The 19316-nt window shown below is 69.1% G+C and carries 18 protein-coding genes; 15 read left to right on the top strand and 3 right to left on the bottom strand.

Going from position 1 to position 19316, the window contains the following annotated elements:
* Positions 1–18: 18 nt before the first annotated feature.
* The 8 genes from ACFWAY_RS14005 (at position 19) to ACFWAY_RS13970 (ending at position 8417) form a co-directional block, all read left to right on the top strand.
* Complete coding sequence (locus ACFWAY_RS14005) at positions 19–1932, top strand: magnesium chelatase subunit D family protein (protein ID WP_378510981.1); 1914 nt, start codon at positions 19–21, stop codon at positions 1930–1932.
* A 36-nt stretch (positions 1933–1968) separates the two neighbouring features.
* On the top strand, positions 1969–2583 hold the full coding sequence (gene cobO, locus ACFWAY_RS14000; protein WP_005240608.1) for a cob(I)yrinic acid a,c-diamide adenosyltransferase: 615 nt from the start codon (positions 1969–1971) through the stop codon (positions 2581–2583).
* Positions 2577–3977 (top strand): cobyrinate a,c-diamide synthase, encoded by a 1401-nt coding sequence (locus ACFWAY_RS13995; protein ID WP_378510974.1) that lies wholly within the window; start codon positions 2577–2579, stop codon positions 3975–3977. Before cobO ends, ACFWAY_RS13995 begins: the two co-directional genes overlap by 7 nt.
* Positions 3970–4350, top strand: a complete 381-nt coding sequence (locus tag ACFWAY_RS13990; RefSeq protein ID WP_378450271.1) for a cobalamin biosynthesis protein — start codon at positions 3970–3972, stop codon at positions 4348–4350. The genes ACFWAY_RS13995 and ACFWAY_RS13990 overlap by 8 nt, the downstream gene beginning before the upstream one ends.
* Before the next feature lie 47 nt (positions 4351–4397).
* Complete coding sequence (gene cobA / locus ACFWAY_RS13985) at positions 4398–5624, top strand: uroporphyrinogen-III C-methyltransferase (RefSeq protein WP_378450272.1); 1227 nt, start codon at positions 4398–4400, stop codon at positions 5622–5624.
* Between the two features lie 101 nt (positions 5625–5725).
* A complete protein-coding gene (locus tag ACFWAY_RS13980) occupies positions 5726–7159 on the top strand; it encodes an MFS transporter (protein ID WP_378450407.1) in 1434 nt (477 codons plus the stop codon).
* A gap of 57 nt (positions 7160–7216) precedes the next feature.
* Complete coding sequence (locus ACFWAY_RS13975) at positions 7217–7588, top strand: glyoxalase superfamily protein (protein WP_378450273.1); 372 nt, start codon at positions 7217–7219, stop codon at positions 7586–7588.
* 61 nt (positions 7589–7649) lie between these two features.
* Positions 7650–8417: a trypsin-like serine peptidase gene (locus ACFWAY_RS13970; protein WP_378450274.1), complete on the top strand. Its 768-nt coding sequence runs from the start codon at positions 7650–7652 to the stop codon at positions 8415–8417.
* Positions 8418–8426: 9 nt separating this feature from the next.
* Here the strand turns inward: ACFWAY_RS13970 and ACFWAY_RS13965 are convergent, their stop codons facing one another.
* Together ACFWAY_RS13965 and ACFWAY_RS13960 are read right to left on the bottom strand one after the other, a co-directional pair.
* Entirely contained in the window at positions 8427–9101 is a 675-nt protein-coding gene (locus tag ACFWAY_RS13965; protein ID WP_378450275.1) for a response regulator, read from the bottom strand.
* A gap of 30 nt (positions 9102–9131) precedes the next feature.
* Positions 9132–10748, bottom strand: coding sequence for an ATP-binding protein (locus ACFWAY_RS13960; protein ID WP_378450276.1), 1617 nt, complete (start codon positions 10746–10748; stop codon positions 9132–9134).
* 67 nt (positions 10749–10815) lie between these two features.
* On the opposite strand from ACFWAY_RS13960, the gene ACFWAY_RS13955 reads away from it, so the two are divergent.
* Genes ACFWAY_RS13955 through ACFWAY_RS13940 form a run of 4 tightly spaced genes read left to right on the top strand, consistent with a single transcriptional unit; the run spans position 10816 to position 14285 of the window.
* Entirely contained in the window at positions 10816–11805 is a 990-nt protein-coding gene (locus tag ACFWAY_RS13955; protein WP_005259246.1) for a tripartite tricarboxylate transporter substrate binding protein, read from the top strand.
* Positions 11802–12341: a tripartite tricarboxylate transporter TctB family protein gene (locus ACFWAY_RS13950; protein ID WP_378510973.1), complete on the top strand. Its 540-nt coding sequence runs from the start codon at positions 11802–11804 to the stop codon at positions 12339–12341. Before ACFWAY_RS13955 ends, ACFWAY_RS13950 begins: the two co-directional genes overlap by 4 nt.
* Before the next feature lies 1 nt (position 12342).
* Entirely contained in the window at positions 12343–13902 is a 1560-nt protein-coding gene (locus ACFWAY_RS13945) for a tripartite tricarboxylate transporter permease (RefSeq protein WP_378450278.1), read from the top strand.
* The gene (locus ACFWAY_RS13940) at positions 13899–14285 is read left to right on the top strand and encodes a universal stress protein (RefSeq protein ID WP_037245669.1); all 387 of its coding nucleotides are present in this window, start codon (positions 13899–13901) and stop codon (positions 14283–14285) included. The genes ACFWAY_RS13945 and ACFWAY_RS13940 overlap by 4 nt, the downstream gene beginning before the upstream one ends.
* A gap of 55 nt (positions 14286–14340) precedes the next feature.
* On the opposite strand, the gene yaaA is transcribed toward ACFWAY_RS13940, so the two are convergent.
* On the bottom strand, positions 14341–15084 hold the full coding sequence (gene yaaA, locus ACFWAY_RS13935) for a peroxide stress protein YaaA (RefSeq protein WP_378450279.1): 744 nt from the start codon (positions 15082–15084) through the stop codon (positions 14341–14343).
* A 56-nt stretch (positions 15085–15140) separates the two neighbouring features.
* Between yaaA and ACFWAY_RS13930 the strand changes: the two genes are divergently transcribed.
* The 3 genes from ACFWAY_RS13930 (at position 15141) to ACFWAY_RS13920 (ending at position 19234) form a co-directional block, all read left to right on the top strand.
* Positions 15141–16886, top strand: coding sequence for a proline--tRNA ligase (locus tag ACFWAY_RS13930; RefSeq protein ID WP_378510972.1), 1746 nt, complete (start codon positions 15141–15143; stop codon positions 16884–16886).
* A gap of 68 nt (positions 16887–16954) precedes the next feature.
* The gene (locus tag ACFWAY_RS13925; protein WP_378510971.1) at positions 16955–18685 is read left to right on the top strand and encodes an acyl-CoA dehydrogenase family protein; all 1731 of its coding nucleotides are present in this window, start codon (positions 16955–16957) and stop codon (positions 18683–18685) included.
* Positions 18686–18820: 135 nt separating this feature from the next.
* A complete protein-coding gene (locus tag ACFWAY_RS13920; RefSeq protein WP_378510970.1) occupies positions 18821–19234 on the top strand; it encodes a hypothetical protein in 414 nt (137 codons plus the stop codon).
* Positions 19235–19316: the final 82 nt, after the last annotated feature.

Genomic DNA, 19316 nt, shown 5'->3' with positions numbered 1-19316 from the left:
GTGCGTACGGATCGTGAAGTGGACCAGGTTCGACCCGACTTTTCGTGGGGATTCCCGTTCAGCGCGGTGGTCGGTCAGGACCGGTTGCGGCTGTCCCTCATCCTCTGCGCGGTCCATCCCGGTATCGGCGGCGTCCTCGTCCGCGGTGAGAAAGGGACGGCCAAGTCGACGGTGGTCCGTGCACTCACCGCACTGCTGCCCGCGGTGCACGACGAGAACGGGACGCGCCCGGCGCGACTCATCGAACTGCCGGTCGGCGCCACGGAAGACCGCGTCGTCGGTTCCCTCGACCTCGAGAAGGTCCTGCGCGACGGTGAGCGTGCGTTCCAACCCGGCCTGCTGTCGGCCGCCCATCAGGGTGTTCTCTACGTCGACGAAGTCAATCTTCTGCACGACCATCTGGTCGACGTGCTTCTCGACGCGGCGGCGATGGGCCGCGTCCACATCGAGCGTGACGGCATCTCGCACTCGCACGCCGCCCGGTTCGTGCTGGTCGGCACGATGAACCCGGAGGAGGGCGAGCTCCGGCCGCAGCTCCTCGACCGGTTCGGGCTGGCCGTCGACGTCGCCGCGTCGCGGGAGGTGGACGTGCGTATGGAGGTGGTCCGGCGTCGCCTGGACTTCGAGCGTGACCCCGCACGGTTCGCCGAGCGTTACGCCGAGCAGGACGCCGCCCTGGCCGTCGCCATCCTCGAGGCCCGCGGCCGGCTCGACTCCGTCGAGCTCGACGACGTCGAGTTGCGCCGAATCTCTTCTCTCTGTGCGTCGTTCGACGTGGACGGCATGCGCGCCGATCTCGTCCTCGCCCGGACCGCGACTGCGCACGCCGCATGGCGGGGCGCCGGCGCCGTCACGGCGGAGGACGTGCGGGTCGCCGCCGAGCTGACCCTGCCGCACCGCCGCCGCCGGGATCCGTTCGACGAACCCGGCCTCGATGAACAGCAGCTCGACGACGCTCTCCGCCAGGCCGACGAGGACGCCAGGTCCGGTGCCGAGGAACCGCCGGAGCAGGAGCCGGGAACTCCGCCCGGCACCCCGCCCGGACCGGACGACGGGGGCACCGATCCCGAGGGACCCGACGATCCCGACGGGCCCGGAGGCGGGGCTCCGGCACCCCCGGAACGCCCGGCCGGGCCGACCGGAACCCAGTTCACCACCAAGCTCCTCGAGGTACCCGGAGTCGGCGAGGGCGCGCCGGGCCGGCGTTCCCGTTCGCGCTCGTCCCGCGGTCGCGCCGTGCGCTCCACCGCTGAACGGGGGCACGGACTCCACCTCGTGGGCACGCTCTTCGCCGCCGCCGAGCGGCAGGTGGCCCGCGGCCGGAGCGCCGGTCGGATGATCCTGGACTCCGCCGATCTGCGCGGGGCGATTCGCGAGGGCCGCGAGGGCAACCTCGTCGTGTTCGTCGTGGACGCGTCCGGGTCGATGGCGGCCCGTGACCGATTGTCGGCCGTGACCGGTGCTGTCGTCTCACTGCTGCGCGACGCCTACCAGCGCCGCGACAAGGTGGCGGTGATCACGGTTCGCGGACGAACCGCGGAACTGGTCCTGCCGCCCACCTCTTCGGTGGACATCGCCGTCCGCCGCCTGCGAGGAATGAAGACGGGCGGCAAATCCCCACTGGCAGAAGGGTTTCTACGCGCGCGTGAGGTCGTGTTGCGGGAACGTCTCCGCGATCCGCAGCGCCGCGCGCTCGTCGTCGCACTGACGGACGGGCGGGCGACGGGCGGCAAGGACGCATTGCACCGGGCAAAGGTGGCCGCCGGACTGCTGGCCGACAGCTCGGTCGCGTCGGTGGTCGTCGACTGCGAGACCGGCATGATCCGGCTCGGGCTGGCCGCGGAACTGTCCCGGCAACTGCGGGGCGGCTACGTCCGCCTCGGTGAATTGTCCGCGCAGCAGGTCGCGGGCGTCGTCCGCGCCGCGGCGTGATCCGGACCCGGATTCGGTAGGGGAGAGAGAAGACACATGCCCAAGGGTGTTCCCGAGAACGTTCCGAACGACGGCCTCACCACACGTCAACGACGCAACGCTCCCGTGCTCGCGGTCCACACCGGACCGGGCAAGGGGAAGTCGACGGCCGCGTTCGGCATGGCGCTGCGGGCCTGGAATCAGGGATTCGACGTCGGGGTGTTCCAGTTCGTCAAGAGCGCCAAGTGGAAGGTGGGGGAGGAAGCAGCCTTCCGCGCCCTCGGTCAGCTGCACGAGGACACCGGTGTCGGTGGGGCGGTGCAGTGGCACAAGATGGGCGAGGGCTGGTCGTGGACGCGCAAGCACGGCAGCGAGGAAGACCACGCCGCCGCGGCCGCCGAGGGATGGCGCGAGATCGCCCGCCGGCTGGGGGCCGAGGAACACCGGTTCTACGTGCTGGACGAGTTCACGTATCCCCTGAAGTGGGGGTGGGTGGATGTCGACGAGGTGGTCGAGGTCCTGCAGAACCGGCCGGGCAACCAGCACGTGGTGATCACGGGCCGCGACGCCCCGCAGGCGCTGATCGACGCGGCGGATCTGGTGACGGAGATGACCAAGATCAAGCATCCGATGGACGCCGGCCGGAAGGGCCAGCGGGGCATCGAGTGGTGATCAGTCTCCCCGCGGTGCCCGCCGTGGTCATCGCCGCCCCCGCATCGGGTAGCGGAAAGACCACTGTCGCAACCGGTTTGGTGGGAGCGCTGCGTGAGTCGGGCTGCACGGTGGCACCGTTCAAGGTCGGCCCCGACTACATCGACCCCGGATACCACGGGCTCGCGGCCGGACGTCCGGGCCGCAATCTCGACCCGGTCATGGTGGGCGCACAGCGGATCGCCCCGCTGTACCGGCACGGCAGTTCGGGGTGCGACCTCGCGGTCGTCGAGGGCGTCATGGGCCTGTTCGACGGCAAGATCGACGCCGCGTCGCACGAGCCGTCGGCCGAGGGGTCGACGGCCCAGGTGGCGGCACTGCTCGGCGCCCCCGTCGTGCTCGTGGTCGACGCCCGCGGCCACAGCCAGAGCCTGGCCGCGGTCCTGCACGGCTTCTCCACCTACGACTCCGGGGTCCGCATCGGCGGGGTGATCCTCAACCGGGTGGGAAGCCCGCGGCACGAACACGTGCTGCGGCAGGCATGCGAGCGCGTCGGGCTCCCCGTGCTCGGCGCCGTGCCGCGAATGGCCGAACTGGAGGTCCCGTCCCGCCATCTCGGGCTGATCCCGGCCGCGGAGCACGGAGCCGACGCGGTGGACGCCGTCGACGCCATGACCCGATTGGCCGCCCGCCACCTCGACCTGCCCGCCATCCGCGCACTCGCGTCGTCGGCGGTCGACGGGCCGGTGTGGGACCCCGCCGCCGAGGCCGGGCCGATTCCGCCCGGCCCGCGCCCGACCGTGGCGATCGCCGGGGGCAGGGCGTTCACGTTCGGGTACGCCGAACACCGCGAACTACTGAACGCCGCCGGTGCGGACGTGATCACGTTCGACCCCCTGCACGACACGCTGCCGCCCGGCACGAGCGGCGTGGTGCTGCCCGGTGGTTTCCCCGAGGAGCACGCCGTCGCCCTCGCAGACAACTCTGTGCTCCTGACGCAGATACGCGCACTCGCCACAGCGGGGGCGCCGATCCATGCGGAGTGCGCCGGTCTGCTCTACCTCGCCCGCAGTCTCGACGGCCACGCGATGGCCTCCGTGGTCGGGGTCGACGCCTCGTTCGGGTCTCGTCTCACACTCGGGTACCGCGAAGCGGTGGCGATCACGGACTCCACACTCTTCTCGGCGGGTGAGCGGGTGGTCGGCCACGAGTTCCATCGCACGTCGCTCGCCGCGGCCGAGGCGGACGGCTTCGCGCCGGCCTGGGGCTGGCGGCCCTGGGACGGCGACCCCGCGCGCGAGGGTTTCGTGCGCGGCGGCGTGCACGCCTCGTACCTGCACACGCACCCCGCGGGTCACCCGGCCGCGATCACCCGTTTCGTGGCCGCGGCCCGCACCTTCTCCGCGCATGTCTGACTTCTGCGTCGGCGTCGGGTTCCGCGCGGCCGCGGGCAGCACGGACATCCTCGCCGCCGTCCGGCACGTGCTGACATCCGCGAACCTGGGTTCGGACGCGACCCTGGACTGCCTGTGCACCCTCGACCGCAAGGCCGCGGAACCGGCTGTCCGCGATGCGGCGGCGGCGTTGGGTGTCCCCGTCCGCGGATTCGCCGCAGGGGAACTGACCGCCGTCGCGGTGGCGAACCCGTCGGACCGGGTGCACTCGGCGACCGGATCGCCGAGCGTCGCGGAAGCGGCGGCGGTGCTCGGCGCGGGCGGCGGGCCCCTGATCGTGACCAAGTGGTCCGCGAATGGCGTCGTCGTCGCGGCAGCCCGTAAAGTTTCGTAGGTTCGAGACGAGACGTGCAGGATTTTCTGGAGAAACGGGGAGAGCGCGTGACTGCTGCCACCGGAGACGAGACCAACTACCTGGTCGGACTCAATTTGGCCGATCGTCGTGTGGTTGTGGTCGGTGGCGGAACAGTGGCACAGCGCAGGCTCGGGCTCCTGATCGCATCGGGTGCGCGGGTGCACCTGATCAGCCGCGCGGTCACGCCGGCGGTCGAGGGAATGGCCACCGCGGGACAGATCACAGTGGAACTTCGCGAATACCGGGACGGCGACCTCGCCGACGCCTGGTACGCCATCGCGTGCACGGACGAACCAGACACCAACGCGGCGATCGTCGCCGAGGCCGAGCGGAATCGTGTCTTCTGCGTCCGCGCCGACAACGCCCGCTACGGCACCGCCGTCACTCCGGCCAGCGCGAGCTACGACGGGATGAGCATCGGCGTGCTGGCCGGCGGCGACCACCGCCGGTCCGCCGCCGTGCGCACCGCGCTCGTCGAGGGTCTGCAATCCGGTGCGGTCGCCGACACCGCCGACCACCCGGCGGCCGGTGTCGCACTGGTGGGCGGCGGACCGGGCGACCCCGACCTCATCACCGTGCGCGGCCGTCGACTGCTGGCCCGGGCCGACGTGGTGGTCGCCGACCGCCTCGCCCCGCCGGAACTGCTCGCCGAACTCGGCTCCGACGTCGAGGTCATCGACGCCGCGAAGATTCCCTACGGCCGTGCGATGGCGCAGGAGGCGATCAACGCCGCCCTCATCGAGGGCGCGAAGGCAGGCAAGTTCGTGGTGCGACTCAAGGGCGGCGACCCGTACGTGTTCGGGCGCGGCTACGAGGAGCTCGAAGCGTGCGCCGCGGCAGGCGTGCCCGTCACGGTCGTCCCCGGGATCACCAGTGCCATCTCGGTGCCGTCGGCCGCCGGCATCCCGGTCACTCACCGGGGCGTCACCCACGAGTTCGTCGTCGTCAGCGGTCACGTCGCCCCCGACCACCCGGATTCCCTCGTCGACTGGTCGGCGCTGGCCCGGTTGAAGGGCACGATCGTGTTGCTGATGGCCGTCGAGCGCATCGAGGCGTTCGCGACGGTCCTGATGGAAGGGGGACGTCCGGTGGACACCCCGGTCACGGTCATCCAGGAGGGCACGCTGCGCACGCAGCGCACCGTGCGCGCCGATCTCCAGACCGTCGCCGCCCGGGTGAAGGAAGAGCAGATCCGGCCGCCCGCCATCGTGGTCATCGGGCCGGTGGCCGGGTTTTCTGTGGACGCTGGGTAACGTGAACCCTCGTGTCTGAATCCCGAGTACCCGAAGGCGCATCAGCCTCGAACAAGTCTGCGGCGAGAGCCACGGTGAATCCGCCCGCCGCCACCCGCGTGATGGGGCTTGCGATCATCGTGCTGAGCGGGCTGCAGATGATGGTGGTCCTCGACGGCACCGTCGCCAACCTGGCGCTCGCGCCGCTGCAGGCCGATCTCGGTCTCAGCGACAGCGGCCGCAACTGGGTGCTGACGTCGTACGCGCTCGCGTTCGGCGGCCTCATGCTCCTCGGGGGACGGCTCGGCGACGCGTTCGGCCGGAAGAAGATGTTCGTCGGCGGTGTCGCCCTGTTCACCGTCGCCTCGCTGCTGTGCGGTCTCGCGGTGGGCGAGTTCATGCTGATCGCCGCCCGGTTCCTGCAGGGTGTCGGCGCCGCGGTGGCGTCCCCGACAGCACTGGCCCTGGTCGCGACCACGTTCGCGGCCGGACCTGCGCGCAACCAGGCCATCGCGATCTTCGCGGCCATGACGGGCATCGGGTCGATCGCGGGACTGATCATCGGAGGCGCCCTCACCGAGGTGTCGTGGCGCCTGATCTTCCTCATCAACGTCCCCATCGGCGTCGTCATCGTGGGGTGCGCGTTCGTGGCACTGAAGGAGACCGCGGGCGAGCGCCTGGCCCTCGACGTTCCCGGGGCGGTTCTCGCGACGGTCGCGGCGACGGGCGTGGTGTTCGCGCTCACCGAGGGGCCGGAACTCGGCTGGGGGAGTCCGTACGTGGTCGGCGCGCTCGTCGCCGGTCTGCTGCTGTTCTGCGCGTTCCTGTACGTCGAGCGGACCGCCGACAACCCGCTGCTGCCGTTCTCCCTGTTCCGCGACAAAAACCGGGTTGCGACGCTCGTCGCGATCTTCTTCGCCGGTGCCGTCATGTTCACGGTCGCCGCCTTCGTGGCGTTGTTCGTCCAGGACATTCTCGGTTACAGCCCCCTCGAGGCGGGCCTCGCGTTCATCCCGTTCGCGTTCGGCCTCGGCGGCGCGGCCGCTGTGGCGTCCAAGCTCGCCGTCCGGATCCAGCCCCGGTGGCTCGTGATCGCCGGCGCCGCGATCATGGTGGTCGGGCTGCTCTACGGCTCGACCCTCGACAGCTCCGCCACCTACCTCGGCAACCTGTTCGTACCGGTCATCGGTATCGGATTCGGCGTCGGACTCGCCGTCGTCCCGCTCCCGCTGTGCGCCATCGCCGGTGTGTCCGAGACGGAGATCGGTCCGCTCGCCGCGATCGCCCAGGTGGCGCAGACCCTCGGTGGACCCCTCGCCCTCGCCGTCATCGGGGCGATGGCCACCTCGCGCACGTTGTCCCTCGGCGGCATCTCCGGCAAGGTCGCCGACATGAATCCGACGCAACTCGAGGCGCTCGGCAACGGGTACACCTTCGCCCTCGTCGGCAGCGCCGGCTGCGCCTTCATCGCCGGACTGGCCGCGCTGTTCATCCGCTTCACCCCGCAACAGGTCGCGCAGGCGCAGGCCGCCGAGAAGGCGGCGCAGCAGGCGTGAACGCGGTCCGGTCCGGTTTCGGGCCCGGTTGTCGGAGTCCGTCTATAGCATCCGGTCATGGACTACAAAATCGAGCTGATCATCCTGCCGGTGTCCGACGTGGACCGGGCCAAGGCGTTCTACGCCGACCAGGTCGGCTTCGTCGTCGACCACGACCACCGCGTGAGCGAGAACGTGCGTTTCGTCCAGCTCACGCCTCCCGGGTCGGCGTGCTCGATTGCCGTCGGCGAGGGCCTGGTCGACACCCCGCCCGGCTCGGTGCACGGGTTGCAGATCGTCATCGACGACGCCGATGCCGCCCACGCCGAGCTGTCCTCCCGTGGCGTTCCGGTCAGCGAGGTACAGGACCTGGCGTGGGGGCGCTTCGTGTACTTCGCCGACCCCGACGGCAACGAGTGGGCGCTGCAGCAGCTTCCGCCACGCAGCTGACCGGCTGGCCGGTCGCAGAAATCCGCCTCCCGGCGCGCGGCGGGCGGAGCATGATGGTCCTGTGGTCAAGCCCTCCCGCACATCCGTCACGGGGGCAGCCGCGGTGGGCCTGCTCCTCGCTGCCTGCGTAGCCGGGGGATCGGCCGCCGCCGCGCCTGCGCCCGCCGCACCGGATCCTCGCGTCGGTCCGCTGTTCCTGGCCGGCACGCCGATCCACGTCTGCACCGGATCGGTTCTGGACAGCGCGGACGGCGACCTCGTCCTCACCGCCGCGCACTGCATCGCGGGGTCGGGCGGCGCGCTGTCGTTCGCGCCCGGATTCGACCGCGGCGTGTCCCCGTTCGGACTGTGGACGGTGTCTCAGATCTACGTCGACCCCGCCTGGCTGGAGTCGCAGGACCCGCAGCACGACTACGCCGTTCTCCGGGTGGCCCCGAGCGGAACCACCGTGCCGGCTTCCGTCGAATCGGTGGTCGGCGGGGGTTTCGAGTTGGCGTCCGCGCCGGCACCCGCGACCACCGTGGCCGTGACCGGCTATCCGACCCTCGGCGAGGGTCCGGTGTCGTGCACCGCCGCGACCACGTCGACGGACAGCTATCCCACGGTGGTCTGCGACGGTCTCGGCGAGGGAACGAGTGGAGGCCCGTGGGTCACGGGTTCGCGGGTCGTCGCGCTCGTCGGCGGCCTCGACCACGGCGGGTGCACCGACTCGGTGTCCTACTCACCGACGTTCGGTTCCGGAACGCTCGCCCTGCTGGACCGCGCGGAGCGCCGTGACGCCGGCGACTCGACACCGTTCGCGCTCGCCGGCACCTGCACCCGATCCTGACGAACCGTGTCAGCGTGGGGCAGGCCGGTACCGGCGGACGGGCCTGCCTGCGCCCCCGTACTCGAGCCGGACCTCGAGCAGTCCCTCGGACAGGTAGTGCTCGAGGTAACGGCGCACGCTGACCCGGGACAGTCCGGCGAGTTCGGCGCATTCGGTCGACGACAGCTCGCCCTTCGACCGCAGGATGTCGAGCACCAGGCGGCCGGTTTCGGCGCTGAGCCCCTTCGGGAGCCGGCTCGACTCCGGATTCTTGCCCTTGCCCCCGAACAGGGAATCGATCAGGGATTGGTCTGCGCCGGACTGCGATTCGAGCGCCCGGGCACGGCGCCGGAAGTTCTCGAGTTTCTCCTGTAATTGCGTGTAGTCGAACGGTTTGACCAGATAGTCGGAGGCGCCGCCGTGCAGTGCGCGGCTGACGGTGTCGATCTCCCGGGCGGCGGTGATCATGATGACGCCGACGGCGTTGCCCTCCGCCCGCAGTCGTTGCAGGACGTCGAGGCCGGACATGTCCGGCAGGTAGACGTCGAGAAGCACGAGGTCGGGGTTTGCGGTGTGCACCGATTCGAGGGCCTCGGCGGCAGTCCGTGCGACCCCGACGGTGGTGAACCCCGGTGTCTTGTCGACGAATCGGCGGTGGATCTCCGCGACCATGAAGTCGTCGTCGACGACCAGGACCTCATACATCGCCACGCCGTCCCGTCATGATCGGAGAGTCTAGCTACGCGGCACGTGGACGGTGAACAAGGCACCACCGGTGCCGGGTGCGTCCGACACGGCTGCGGACCCACCGTGCTGGGAGCTGACGAGACGGACCAGGGCGAGCCCGATTCCGCGGCCACCGGGTGTGCCCGGCTTCGAGGTGACACCGCGCGAGAAGATCTCCTCCCGCATCGTCTCGGGAACTCCGGGGCCGGAATCGGCGACCTCGATGAGAATGCCGTCGTCGTCGGTGATCCGGATCGAGATCCGCGCGTCCCGGCCGCCCTCGGACACGTCGACGGCGTTGTCGATGAGATTGCCGAGGACGGTGATCACGTCGGTGGCGAGTTCGGGGTCGAGGGCGTGCAGGTGCGAGTCGGGTTCCAGCGTCAGCGACACCCCGGTCTCGGCGGCGAGCGACGTCTTCGCGATCAGCAGCGCGGCGACGGCCGGATCCGAGATGCGTTGCGTGACAGCATCACTGATCTCGGCTCGGCGGCGGGTGAGGGTGCCGACGAAGTCGGTGACCGCGTCGTAGTCACCGAGCTGCGTCAGGCCCGAGATCGTGTGCAGCTGGTTGGCGAACTCGTGCGTCTGCGCGCGCAGGGTGTCGGTGACGCTCTTGTGCGAAGACAGCTGGCTCTGCATCGATGCCAGTTCGGTGCTGTCACGCATCGTGGTGACGGTGCCGATCTTGTGCCCCTGGCTGGTGGCCGCACGCCGGCTCAGCGCGAGCATGCGCGACGACGTCGACAGCACCACGTCGCGGCCGTCCTCTCCGTTGAGTAAGTACTGCCGAACGGCGGGGTCGAGCGCGACGTCGTCGACGTGTCGGCCGACGGCGTCGTCGGTGAGGTCGAGCAGTTCCTGGGCGCTGTCGTTCAGCAGGGTGATCACCCCGTCGGGGTTCACCGCGACCACACCCTCGCGGATGCTGTGCAACAGGGCCTCGCGATGGTCGGCAAGGCTTGCGATCTCGGCGATCTCGAGACCGCGGGTGTGGGTCTTGATCCGGCGGGACAGCAGCCACGAGCCGAGAAGCCCGAGACCGGCACCGATTCCGAGATACAGGAGCAGGCGCGCGCCCGCGCTGCTGAGCAGGTCCCACACGGACGGGTAGTCGTCGCTGACGGACACGACCGCGAGGACGTCCCCGGTGGCGGACAGGATCGGGACATGCCCGACGATGGCGCGGCGGCCGTCGACCTCCACGTCGCCCGACCAGGCCCGCCCGGTCATCACATCGCTGGCGCCGAGTTCCGCGGGCACCCCGAGCCGCGTCGGATCGGACGACACGGTCACCGCCCCGTTCGGCGCGACGATCTCGGCGAGAGTGGCGCCCGACAGGTTGACGGCGCGATCGACCTCCGGCGCCAGCACGCGCTCGACCGAGCGGTCCGACAGCTGGTCGCGCACCACCGGCGTCGACGCCACGTTCTCGGCCACCGCGATCATGCGCTGACCCTGGAGGTCGCGGAACTCCACGGTCGACTGGTGGACCGACACGGCGGCCACCGCGAGCAGCACGACGCCGACGACGACGAGCTGGAGGAGCAGAACCTGGCCCGCGAGGCTACGCACGCGGGGATGAAGTGGTGACCACAATGAACTTAAGTTCCGTTTCGTTCGCATAGGTGACGTGCATCACCCCTGAGGTTCAGTATTGCGGAAGATCACATTCATGGCGAAATGAGGAACGATGTCGAGAACAGGTAGCGGGAGCAGGGTACGCGCGCTGCTCCTGCTCGCGCTCGTAGGCCTCCTCGTGGCCGGCTGCGGGGTCACCCGCGGCGAGGACGAGGGCCTGCACAGGGTGCGGATGATGGTTCCGAACAGTCCGGGCGGCGGCTACGACCTCACGGCGCGGACCGCGGTGAAGATCATGGAAGACGAGGGCATCACCGGCCGCGTCGAGGTCTTCAACGTGATCGGCGCAGGTGGAACGGTCGCGATGGCCAGGCTGATGAACGAGGCCGGCAACGACGACCTCATGATGATGATGGGCCTGGGTGTCGTCGGCGCCGGCTACACCAACGGATCCACCGCACGCGTCTCCGAGGCCACCGCGCTGGCCAAGGTGGTCGAGGAGCAGGAGGGCATCCTCGTGCCCGCGGATTCACCGTTGCAGACCATCGACGACTTCGTGGCCGCATGGCGCGCCGACCCGGCGTCGATCACCATCGGCGGCGGTTCCTCGCCCGGCGGTCCCGACCACCTGTTTCCGATGGAGACGGCCCGCGCGGTCGGAGTGGACCCGAACGCGGTGAACTACGTGTCCTACGACGGCGGCGGTGACCTGCTGACTGCCCTTCTCGGCCAGAAGATCACCGCAGGCACGTCGGGACTCGGCGAGTACGTCGACCAGATCGAGGCCGGCCAGGTCCGGGTCCTCGCGGTGTCGGGGAACGAGCGGGTCGAAGGAATCGACGCGCCGACCCTCACGGAGGCCGGGGTGGACCTGACCTTCACCAACTGGCGGGGAATCCTGGCGCCGCCGGGACTGTCCGACGGCGCCAAGGCCGACATGGTCGAGGCGCTCGAAAAGTTGCACGACACACCGGAATGGAAGGAGGCCCTGGTGAAGAACGGTTGGAGTGACGCCTTCACGACGGGACCGGAGTTCGAGCAGTTCCTCCGGGACCAGGACGAGCGGGTCTCGTCCACCCTGGCCGAATTGGGGCTGACATGACCGCGCCCGCAGAACCGTCCGCCGTCTCCGCGGACACGGCCCCGGCGCCGAAGCGGCGCGACTACGCACAGTTCATCGTCTCCGCGGTGATGGCGGTGATCGGGGTGTTCCTCATCGTCGACGCACTGTCGCTCAGCGACGGCTTCGCGAAGGTCGACCCGGTGGGCCCGCGACTGTTCCCGCTCGTCATCGGCGGGGGACTGCTGGTCTTCGCTGTGGTGCTCGCCGTCGCGATCCTGCGGGGCTCCACCGGGGAAGCCGACAGCGGCGAGGACGTCGATCCGGACTCCCCGGGTGACTGGAAGACGGTGGGCCTACTCGTCGGGCTGTTCGTCGTGACCATCGCGCTCGTCGACTTCCTGGGCTGGGCGATCATCGGCACCGTCCTGTTCGCCGGGGCCGCAACCATTCTGGGCAGCCGCCACTGGGTGCGGAACATCGCCATCGGGGCCGTGCTCGGATTCGGCAGCTTCTACGCGTTCTACGTCGGGCTCGGAATACCGCTGCCCGCTGGCATTCTGGACGGAATTCTCTGACATGGACAATCTGAACTGGCTGCTGCAGGGGTTCGAGCAAGCAGCCACCCCCATGAATCTGCTCTACGCGTGCATCGGCGTCCTCCTCGGCACGGCGGTCGGCGTGCTCCCGGGTATCGGACCGGCCATGACCGTGGCCCTCCTGCTTCCCGTCACCTACAACGTCAGCCCGAGCGCCGCCTTCATCATGTTCGCCGGCATCTACTACGGCGGCATGTACGGCGGTTCCACCACGTCGATCCTGCTGAACACGCCGGGGGAGTCGTCGTCGGTGATCACGGCGATCGAGGGCAACAAGATGGCGAAAGCCGGCAGGGCCGCGCAGGCCCTGGCGACCGCCGCGATCGGGTCGTTCGTCGCCGGGTCGATCGGCACGATGCTCCTGGTGCTGTTCGCGCCCATGGTGTCGAGTTTCGCGGTCACCCTCGGAGCCCCGTCCTACCTCGCAATCATGCTGCTCGCCCTCGTGGCCGTCACCGCCGTCCTCGGAACCTCGAAGATGCGTGGATGCATCTCCCTGCTGCTCGGTCTCGCGATCGGGTTGGTCGGCATCGACTTCCTCACCGGTCAGCCGCGTGCCACGTTCGGCATCCCGCAGCTGTCCGACGGGATCGACATCGTCGTCGTCGCGGTCGCCGTGTTCGCACTCGGTGAGGCCCTCTGGGTCGCCGCTCACCTCCGCCGCAAGCCGGCCGAGGTCATTCCCGTCGGCAGGCCGTGGATGGGCAAGAGCGACTGGAAGCGTTCGTGGAAGCCGTGGCTCCGGGGCACCGCCTACGGATTCCCGTTCGGCGCACTCCCCGCAGGCGGCGCCGAGCTGCCCACCTTCCTCTCCTACATCACCGAGAAGAAGCTGTCTAAGCACAAGGACGAATTCGGCAAGGGCGCCATCGAAGGTGTCGCCGGCCCCGAGGCCGCCAACAACGCCTCCGCGGCAGGCACACTCGTGCCGATGCTGTCGCTGGGCCTGCCGACCAACGCTACCGCCGCGGTCATGCTGACGGCGTTCGTGTCGTACGGAATCCAGCCGGGCCCGACACTGTTCGAGAAGGAACCGCTCCTGATCTGGACGCTGATCGCGAGCCTGTTCATCGGCAACTTCCTGCTCCTGGTGCTCAACCTTCCGCTCGCACCGCTGTGGGCGAAGCTGCTCCGCACACCGCGCCCCTACCTCTACGCCGGCATCCTGTTCTTTGCCGCGCTGGGCGCGTTCGCCGTCAACCTCCAGTGGCTCGACCTCGCGCTGCTGCTGACGTTCGGGCTGATGGGTCTGATGATGCGGAGGTTCGGGCTGCCGGTGCTGCCGCTGATCATCGGCGTCATCCTCGGACCGCGCATCGAACGCCAACTGCGGCAGAGCCTGCAGCTCGGTGGCGGTGACTGGGGCAGCCTGTTCACCGAGCCCGTCGCGATCATCGTCTACATCGTGATCGCAGTGCTCCTCATCGCACCCCTCGTCGCCAAGGTCGTCCGCTCGCACTACCCCGTCGCGGCGCCCGATTTCCCCGACGGACCGGCGGGTGGCGACGCCACCGACACCAGAGAGAAGGCACACGCATGATCGTCGTCGGATACACCCCCGACCAGTTCGGAGGGGCGGCCCTCGAACACGGCGTCGCGGAGGCGCAGCTGCGCGGTACGTCGCTGCTCGTGATCAACACGTCGAAGGGCGACTCCCTCGCCGACCAGTCGTTCGCCGACAACGCGCACCTGCAGGAACTCGAAGGCAAGCTGGCTGCGAGCGGGGTCGACCACGAAGTCCGGCAGATCGTGGGAGACGAGACCGTCGACGTGATTCTCGAGGCCATGACGGCGCCCAGCGCGGAACTGCTCGTGATCGGCATCCGCGACCGCACCCCCGTCGGGAAGCTCCTGATGGGCAGCACCGCCCAGCGCCTGCTGCTGTCCTGCCGCAAACCCGTCCTGGCCGTCAAGCCCGAATAGACCGCCTGTGAGTACTTATCAACCGCCCGCGGTTGATAAGTACTCACAGCTGGGGTCAGTCGGTGAGGATGATCAGCTCGCGGTTCGACGCCACCTCGACGCGCAGGCCGGCCTTCGACGCCACCCGCGCCACCCCGCGAACGTCCTGGGGTTCGGCGCGGGACACGGTGAGCGCGCGCGCCAGCAGACCCTTGTGGTGCTTGTTGAAGTGACTGACGACGGTGCGGGTGCCGTCGGGCTTCTCGGTGAGGACGGTGGCGATCACGGCCTCGGGGATCGGTCCGAGTTGCTGGTACGTCCCCGACCGCAGGTCGACGACGAGACCGTCCGCTTCCGCGGCGATCGCCCGGCTCAGCTCCGGCTTCCACAACGCCCGGAGCGTGCCCAGCTCGGGAAGCTTAGACCCGCCCGACAGCCGGTAGGCGGGGATCAGATCGCCGGCGCGCACCGCACCGAACAGCGCTGACCCCATTGCCAGCCGCGACAGCGCCTTGGACTTCTGCGCCTTGGTGAACGACTTCGCGTCGAGCGCGTCGAACAGCACACCGGTGTAGCGCTCGAGTGCGGGCCGGGTGGGGGAGACCCACAGTTTGGCGTTCCGCTCGATCTCGTCGGCCTGGGTGGGGCCGAGGCCGAGCGCGAGCTGCGACGCCTCCTCGTCCGCCGCCAGCGCGACCAGCGCCTGGACCAGCAGTTCGCGGGTTTCGGTGAGCTGCGGCATGGACAGCTCGGCCAGGTCGAGGGGCGCGTCGGCGCCGCCGTCGGACTTGGTTTCGGAGGGAGGAAGTAACACCAGCACGCACGAAACCCTACCGACGCGCTCGGCCCACTCCCAGCCGACTATTCTGGTATCCCGTGATTACCCGCCTGTCCCACCTGTTCCTCCGCACTCTGCGCGACGACCCCGCCGACGCCGAGGTCTCCAGCCACAAGCTGCTGGTCCGCGCCGGTTATGTGCGTCGCATCGCGCCCGGCGTCTACTCGTGGTTGCCGCTGGGTCTGCGCGTGCTGCGCGAGGTCGAGCGGGTGGTGCGGGAAGAGATGAACGGCATCGGTGCCCAGGAGATCTCCCTGCCCGCGCTCCTGCCGCGCGAACCGTACGAGGCGTCCAACCGCTGGACCGAGTACGGCGACGGACTGTTCCGCCTGAAGGACCGCAAGGGCGGCGACTACCTGCTCGGCCCCACCCACGAGGAACTGTTCGCGCTCACCGTCAAGGGCGAGTACAACTCGTACAAGGATTTCCCGGTCACCCTGTACCAGGTGCAGACCAAGTATCGCGACGAGGAGCGCCCGCGGGCCGGCATTCTCCGCGGCCGCGAGTTCGTCATGAAGGACTCGTACTCCTTCGACCTCACCGACGAGGGCCTCACGGAGTCGTACCGGGCGCACCGTGACGCCTACGAGCGGATCTTCAGCCGGCTCGGCGTCAAGTACGTGATCGTGTCGGCGACGTCCGGTGCGATGGGCGGCAGCGCGTCGGAGGAGTTCCTCGCCGAGAGCGAGATCGGTGAGGACACCTACGTCCGCTGCCTCGAGTCCGGCTACGCCGCCAACGTCGAGGCCGTGAAGACCCTGGCTCCCGAGGCCGTCCCGTTCGACGGACTGCCTGCCGCGAAGGTGCACGACACACCGGACACCCCCACGATCGCGACGCTCGTCGACTGGGCCAACGGCGCCGACCTGGGCCGGACCGTCACCGCGGCGGACACCCTGAAAAACATCCTGGTCAAGACCCGGCAGCCCGGTGGCGAGTGGGAACTGCTCGGCATCGGTGTTCCCGGCGACCGTGAGGTGGACGACAAGCGTCTCGGTGCCTCCCTCGAGCCCGCGGAGTTCGAATTGCTCACCGAGGCCGACTTCGCGGCCAACCCCTTCCTGGTCAAGGGCTACATCGGACCGAAGGCGCTGCAAGCCAACGGTGTTCGTTTCCTGGTCGATCCGCGCATCGTCGACGGCACCAGCTGGATCACCGGAGCCGACGAGAAGGGCAAGCACGTGGTGGGGCTCGTCGCGGGCCGTGACTTCACCCCGGACGGCACCATCGAGGCCGCCGAGGTCCGCGACGGCGACCCGTCACCCGACGGAGCAGGTGCGCTCGTCGCGGCCCGGGGAATCGAGATCGGTCACGTCTTCCAGCTCGGCCGCAAGTACACCGACGTGTTCTCCGTGGACGTGCTCGGCGAGAACGGCAAGCCCGTCCGCCCGACCATGGGGTCCTACGGTGTCGGCGTCTCCCGCCTCGTCGCCGTGATCGCGGAACAGCACCACGACGAGAAGGGCCTCCGCTGGCCGGCCGAGGTGTCGCCCGCGGACGTGCACGTGGTGATCGCCAACAAGGACGAGACCGCCCGGGAAGGCGCCGAGGGACTCGCCGCCGAACTCGACAAGGCCGGTCTCGAGGTGATCCTCGACGATCGCAAGGCATCGCCCGGCGTGAAGTTCAAGGACTCCGAACTGCTCGGTGTCCCGCTGGTCGTGGTCGTCGGCCGTGGCTGGGGCGAGGGCAAGGTGGAGGTCCGCGACCGCTTTACCGGCGAGAGCCGTGAGGTGGCCGCCGAGTCCGCGCTGAGCGAGATCGTCGAGACCGTCAGGGGCTGATCAAACCGCCCCACGCCTTTCGTCCGGACTGTTAGCTTGGCCTGACACGTCCGGACGAAAGGCCTGCTGTGACGAATTCCCTGCTGTTCGATCCGACCTCCTACGATCCCGAGCATTTCGATCCGGAGACGCGCAGACTGCTGCGGGCGCTGATCGAGTGGTTCGAGTCGCGGGGCAAGAAGCGGCTGCTCGAGGACGACCTCGAGGCCGTGTGGCCCGACGACTTCCTGGAGTTCGTGAAACAGGAGAAACTGTTCGCGAAGTTCCTCACGCCTGCCGACCTGGCGGGCGGCGATCCGGACAAGCGCTGGGATGCGGCACGCAACGCCGCCCTCAGTGAGATCTTCGGTTTCTACGGTCTCGCGTACTGGTACGCGTGGCAGGTGACCATCCTGGGTCTCGGCCCCATCTGGATGAGCGGGAACCGCGCTGCGAAGGAACGCGCCGCGACGCTCCTCGACGACGGCGGGGTGCTGGCGTTCGGTCTGTCGGAGAAGGAACACGGCGCGGACGTCTACTCGACGGACATGCTGCTGACCCCTGCGGACAATGACCCGGATCTTGCGTTCACCGCGAGCGGCGACAAGTACTACATCGGCAACGGCAACGTCGCGGGCATGGTGTCGGTGTTCGGCAGGCGCACCGATGTGGAGGGCAGCGACGGGTACGTCTTCTTCCTCGTGGACAGTCGCCACCCGGCATACCATCTGCAGGGCAATGTGGTGCACGGCCAGATGTACGTCAGCACGTTCCGGCTCGAGGACTACCCGGTGCGAGAAGAGGACATCCTCCACACGGGGGTCGCCGCTTTCGAGGCCGCGCTGAACACGGTCAACGTCGGCAAGTTCAACCTGTGCACGGGATCCATCGGGATCTCCGAGCACGCGTTCTACGAGTCGATCACCCACGCGCACAACAGGATTCTCTACGGCAACCCCGTTACCGACTTCGCGCACGTGCGCGGAAACTTCGTCGACGCCTACAGCCGGCTGATCGCGATGAAGCTGTTCAGTGCACGCTCCGTCGACTACTTCCGCAACGCGAGTCTCGACGATCGCCGGTACCTGTTGTTCAACCCGATGACGAAGGCGAAGGTGACCTCCGAAGGCGAGAAGGTGATCGCGCTGCTGCACGACGTCATCGCGGCAAAGGGCTACGAGAAGAACACCTACTTCCGCGAGGCTGCCCAGCTGATCGGCACCCTGCCGAAGCTCGAGGGCACCGTGCACGTCAACGTCGGCCTCATCCTCAAGTTCATGCCGAACTACCTGCTCAACCCGGCGGAATACCCGGAGATCGGAACCCGGCTCGACGCCGCCGACGATGCCTTCTTCTGGGCCCAGGGCCCGACCCGCGGTGCGGGCAAGATTCAGTTCCACGACTGGACGAAGACCTACGAGGCGCACTCGGACGTCCCCAACGTGGCCCGGTTCCACGAGCAGGCGACCGCGCTGAGGGAACTGCTCACCACCGCCCCGCCCGATGCAGGCCAGCAGAAGGATCTCGACTTCCTGCTCGACCTCGGGCACCTGTTCTCGCTCGTGGTCTACGGGCACCTGATTCTCGAGCAAGCCGCGATCGCCGGCATCGATCGCGATCTGATCGACCAGATCTTCGACTTCCAGATCCGCGACTTCTCCGGTTATGCCGTTGCGCTGCACGGTAAATCGTCCGCCACCGAGGCGCAGCAGAAGTGGGCGCTCGGCGCGATTCGCCGCCCGGTGGTGGACGCGGAGCGGTTCTCGCGGGTGTGGGCGCAGGTGGAGAATTACGACGGCGCCTACGAAATGCGGCCGTAGACACGGCTCTACGGGGTGGGGCGGCGTCATCCCTCGGGGTGCCGGTAGCGCCCCCTGGGGTACCTGTTCGGGTGGGTGCAATCGGCGCATTCTTATGTGGCAAGCAAAACCCCACCCCCACAGAAAGATCCACACATGGCACACACCCTCAAGCGCACCCTCTCCGCTCTCGCCATCGCGGGCTTCGCCCTCACAGCCGGAGCAGGAATCGCCTCGGCTGATCCGGGTGGCAACGGCGGCACCGTTCCGGGCGGGACCTCGCAGGGTGGCAACGGCGGCACGTCGCAGGGCGGCGCCGGCGGTGCCGGCGGCAACGGCGCCGGTGGAAACGTCGTCCTCGGCGGGCCGGTCATCGGTAGTCCGGGCACCACCACCGGGCCGCAGAACGCCGGCAACGGAGGAAACGGCGGCAACGGAGGAAACGCCGGAGATGCCAACGGCGGCAACGCCGGTGATGCCAACGGCGGCAACGCAAACGGGGGCGCGGGTGCCGGCGACACGACCACCACGGACAACACCCAGAATTGCGGGTTCATCATCTGCTGGTGACCGAGTCGTGATCGATCGATCTCCCTGAACAGTGCCGAGGGGCCGTCACCTGCGGGTGTCGGCCCCTCGGCGCCAGGACTGT

The sequence above is a fragment of the Rhodococcus sp. NPDC059968 genome (assembly GCF_042738615.1).
Lineage (GTDB): Bacteria > Actinomycetota > Actinomycetes > Mycobacteriales > Mycobacteriaceae > Rhodococcus_F.
Note: the sequence above shows the minus strand (reverse complement) of the source record. Positions and strands in the feature narration are given on the sequence as shown.

What these genes read in the sequence shown, in the direction of transcription:
- cobO (WP_005240608.1), top strand. Translation starts at nt 1,969, where the DNA reads ATGCCCAAGGGTGTTCCCGAGAACGTTCCGAACGACGGCCTCACCACA.
- ACFWAY_RS13990 (WP_378450271.1), top strand. Translation starts at nt 3,970, where the DNA reads ATGTCTGACTTCTGCGTCGGCGTCGGGTTCCGCGCGGCCGCGGGCAGC.
- ACFWAY_RS13950 (WP_378510973.1), top strand. Translation starts at nt 11,802, where the DNA reads ATGACCGCGCCCGCAGAACCGTCCGCCGTCTCCGCGGACACGGCCCCG.
- ACFWAY_RS13940 (WP_037245669.1), top strand. Translation starts at nt 13,899, where the DNA reads ATGATCGTCGTCGGATACACCCCCGACCAGTTCGGAGGGGCGGCCCTC.
- ACFWAY_RS13960 (WP_378450276.1), bottom strand. Translation starts at nt 10,748, where the DNA reads ATGCGAACGAAACGGAACTTAAGTTCATTGTGGTCACCACTTCATCCC.
- ACFWAY_RS13980 (WP_378450407.1), top strand. Translation starts at nt 5,726, where the DNA reads ATGGGGCTTGCGATCATCGTGCTGAGCGGGCTGCAGATGATGGTGGTC.
- ACFWAY_RS13975 (WP_378450273.1), top strand. Translation starts at nt 7,217, where the DNA reads ATGGACTACAAAATCGAGCTGATCATCCTGCCGGTGTCCGACGTGGAC.
- ACFWAY_RS13955 (WP_005259246.1), top strand. Translation starts at nt 10,816, where the DNA reads ATGTCGAGAACAGGTAGCGGGAGCAGGGTACGCGCGCTGCTCCTGCTC.
- ACFWAY_RS13965 (WP_378450275.1), bottom strand. Translation starts at nt 9,101, where the DNA reads ATGTATGAGGTCCTGGTCGTCGACGACGACTTCATGGTCGCGGAGATC.
- ACFWAY_RS13945 (WP_378450278.1), top strand. Translation starts at nt 12,343, where the DNA reads ATGGACAATCTGAACTGGCTGCTGCAGGGGTTCGAGCAAGCAGCCACC.
- ACFWAY_RS13920 (WP_378510970.1), top strand. Translation starts at nt 18,821, where the DNA reads ATGGCACACACCCTCAAGCGCACCCTCTCCGCTCTCGCCATCGCGGGC.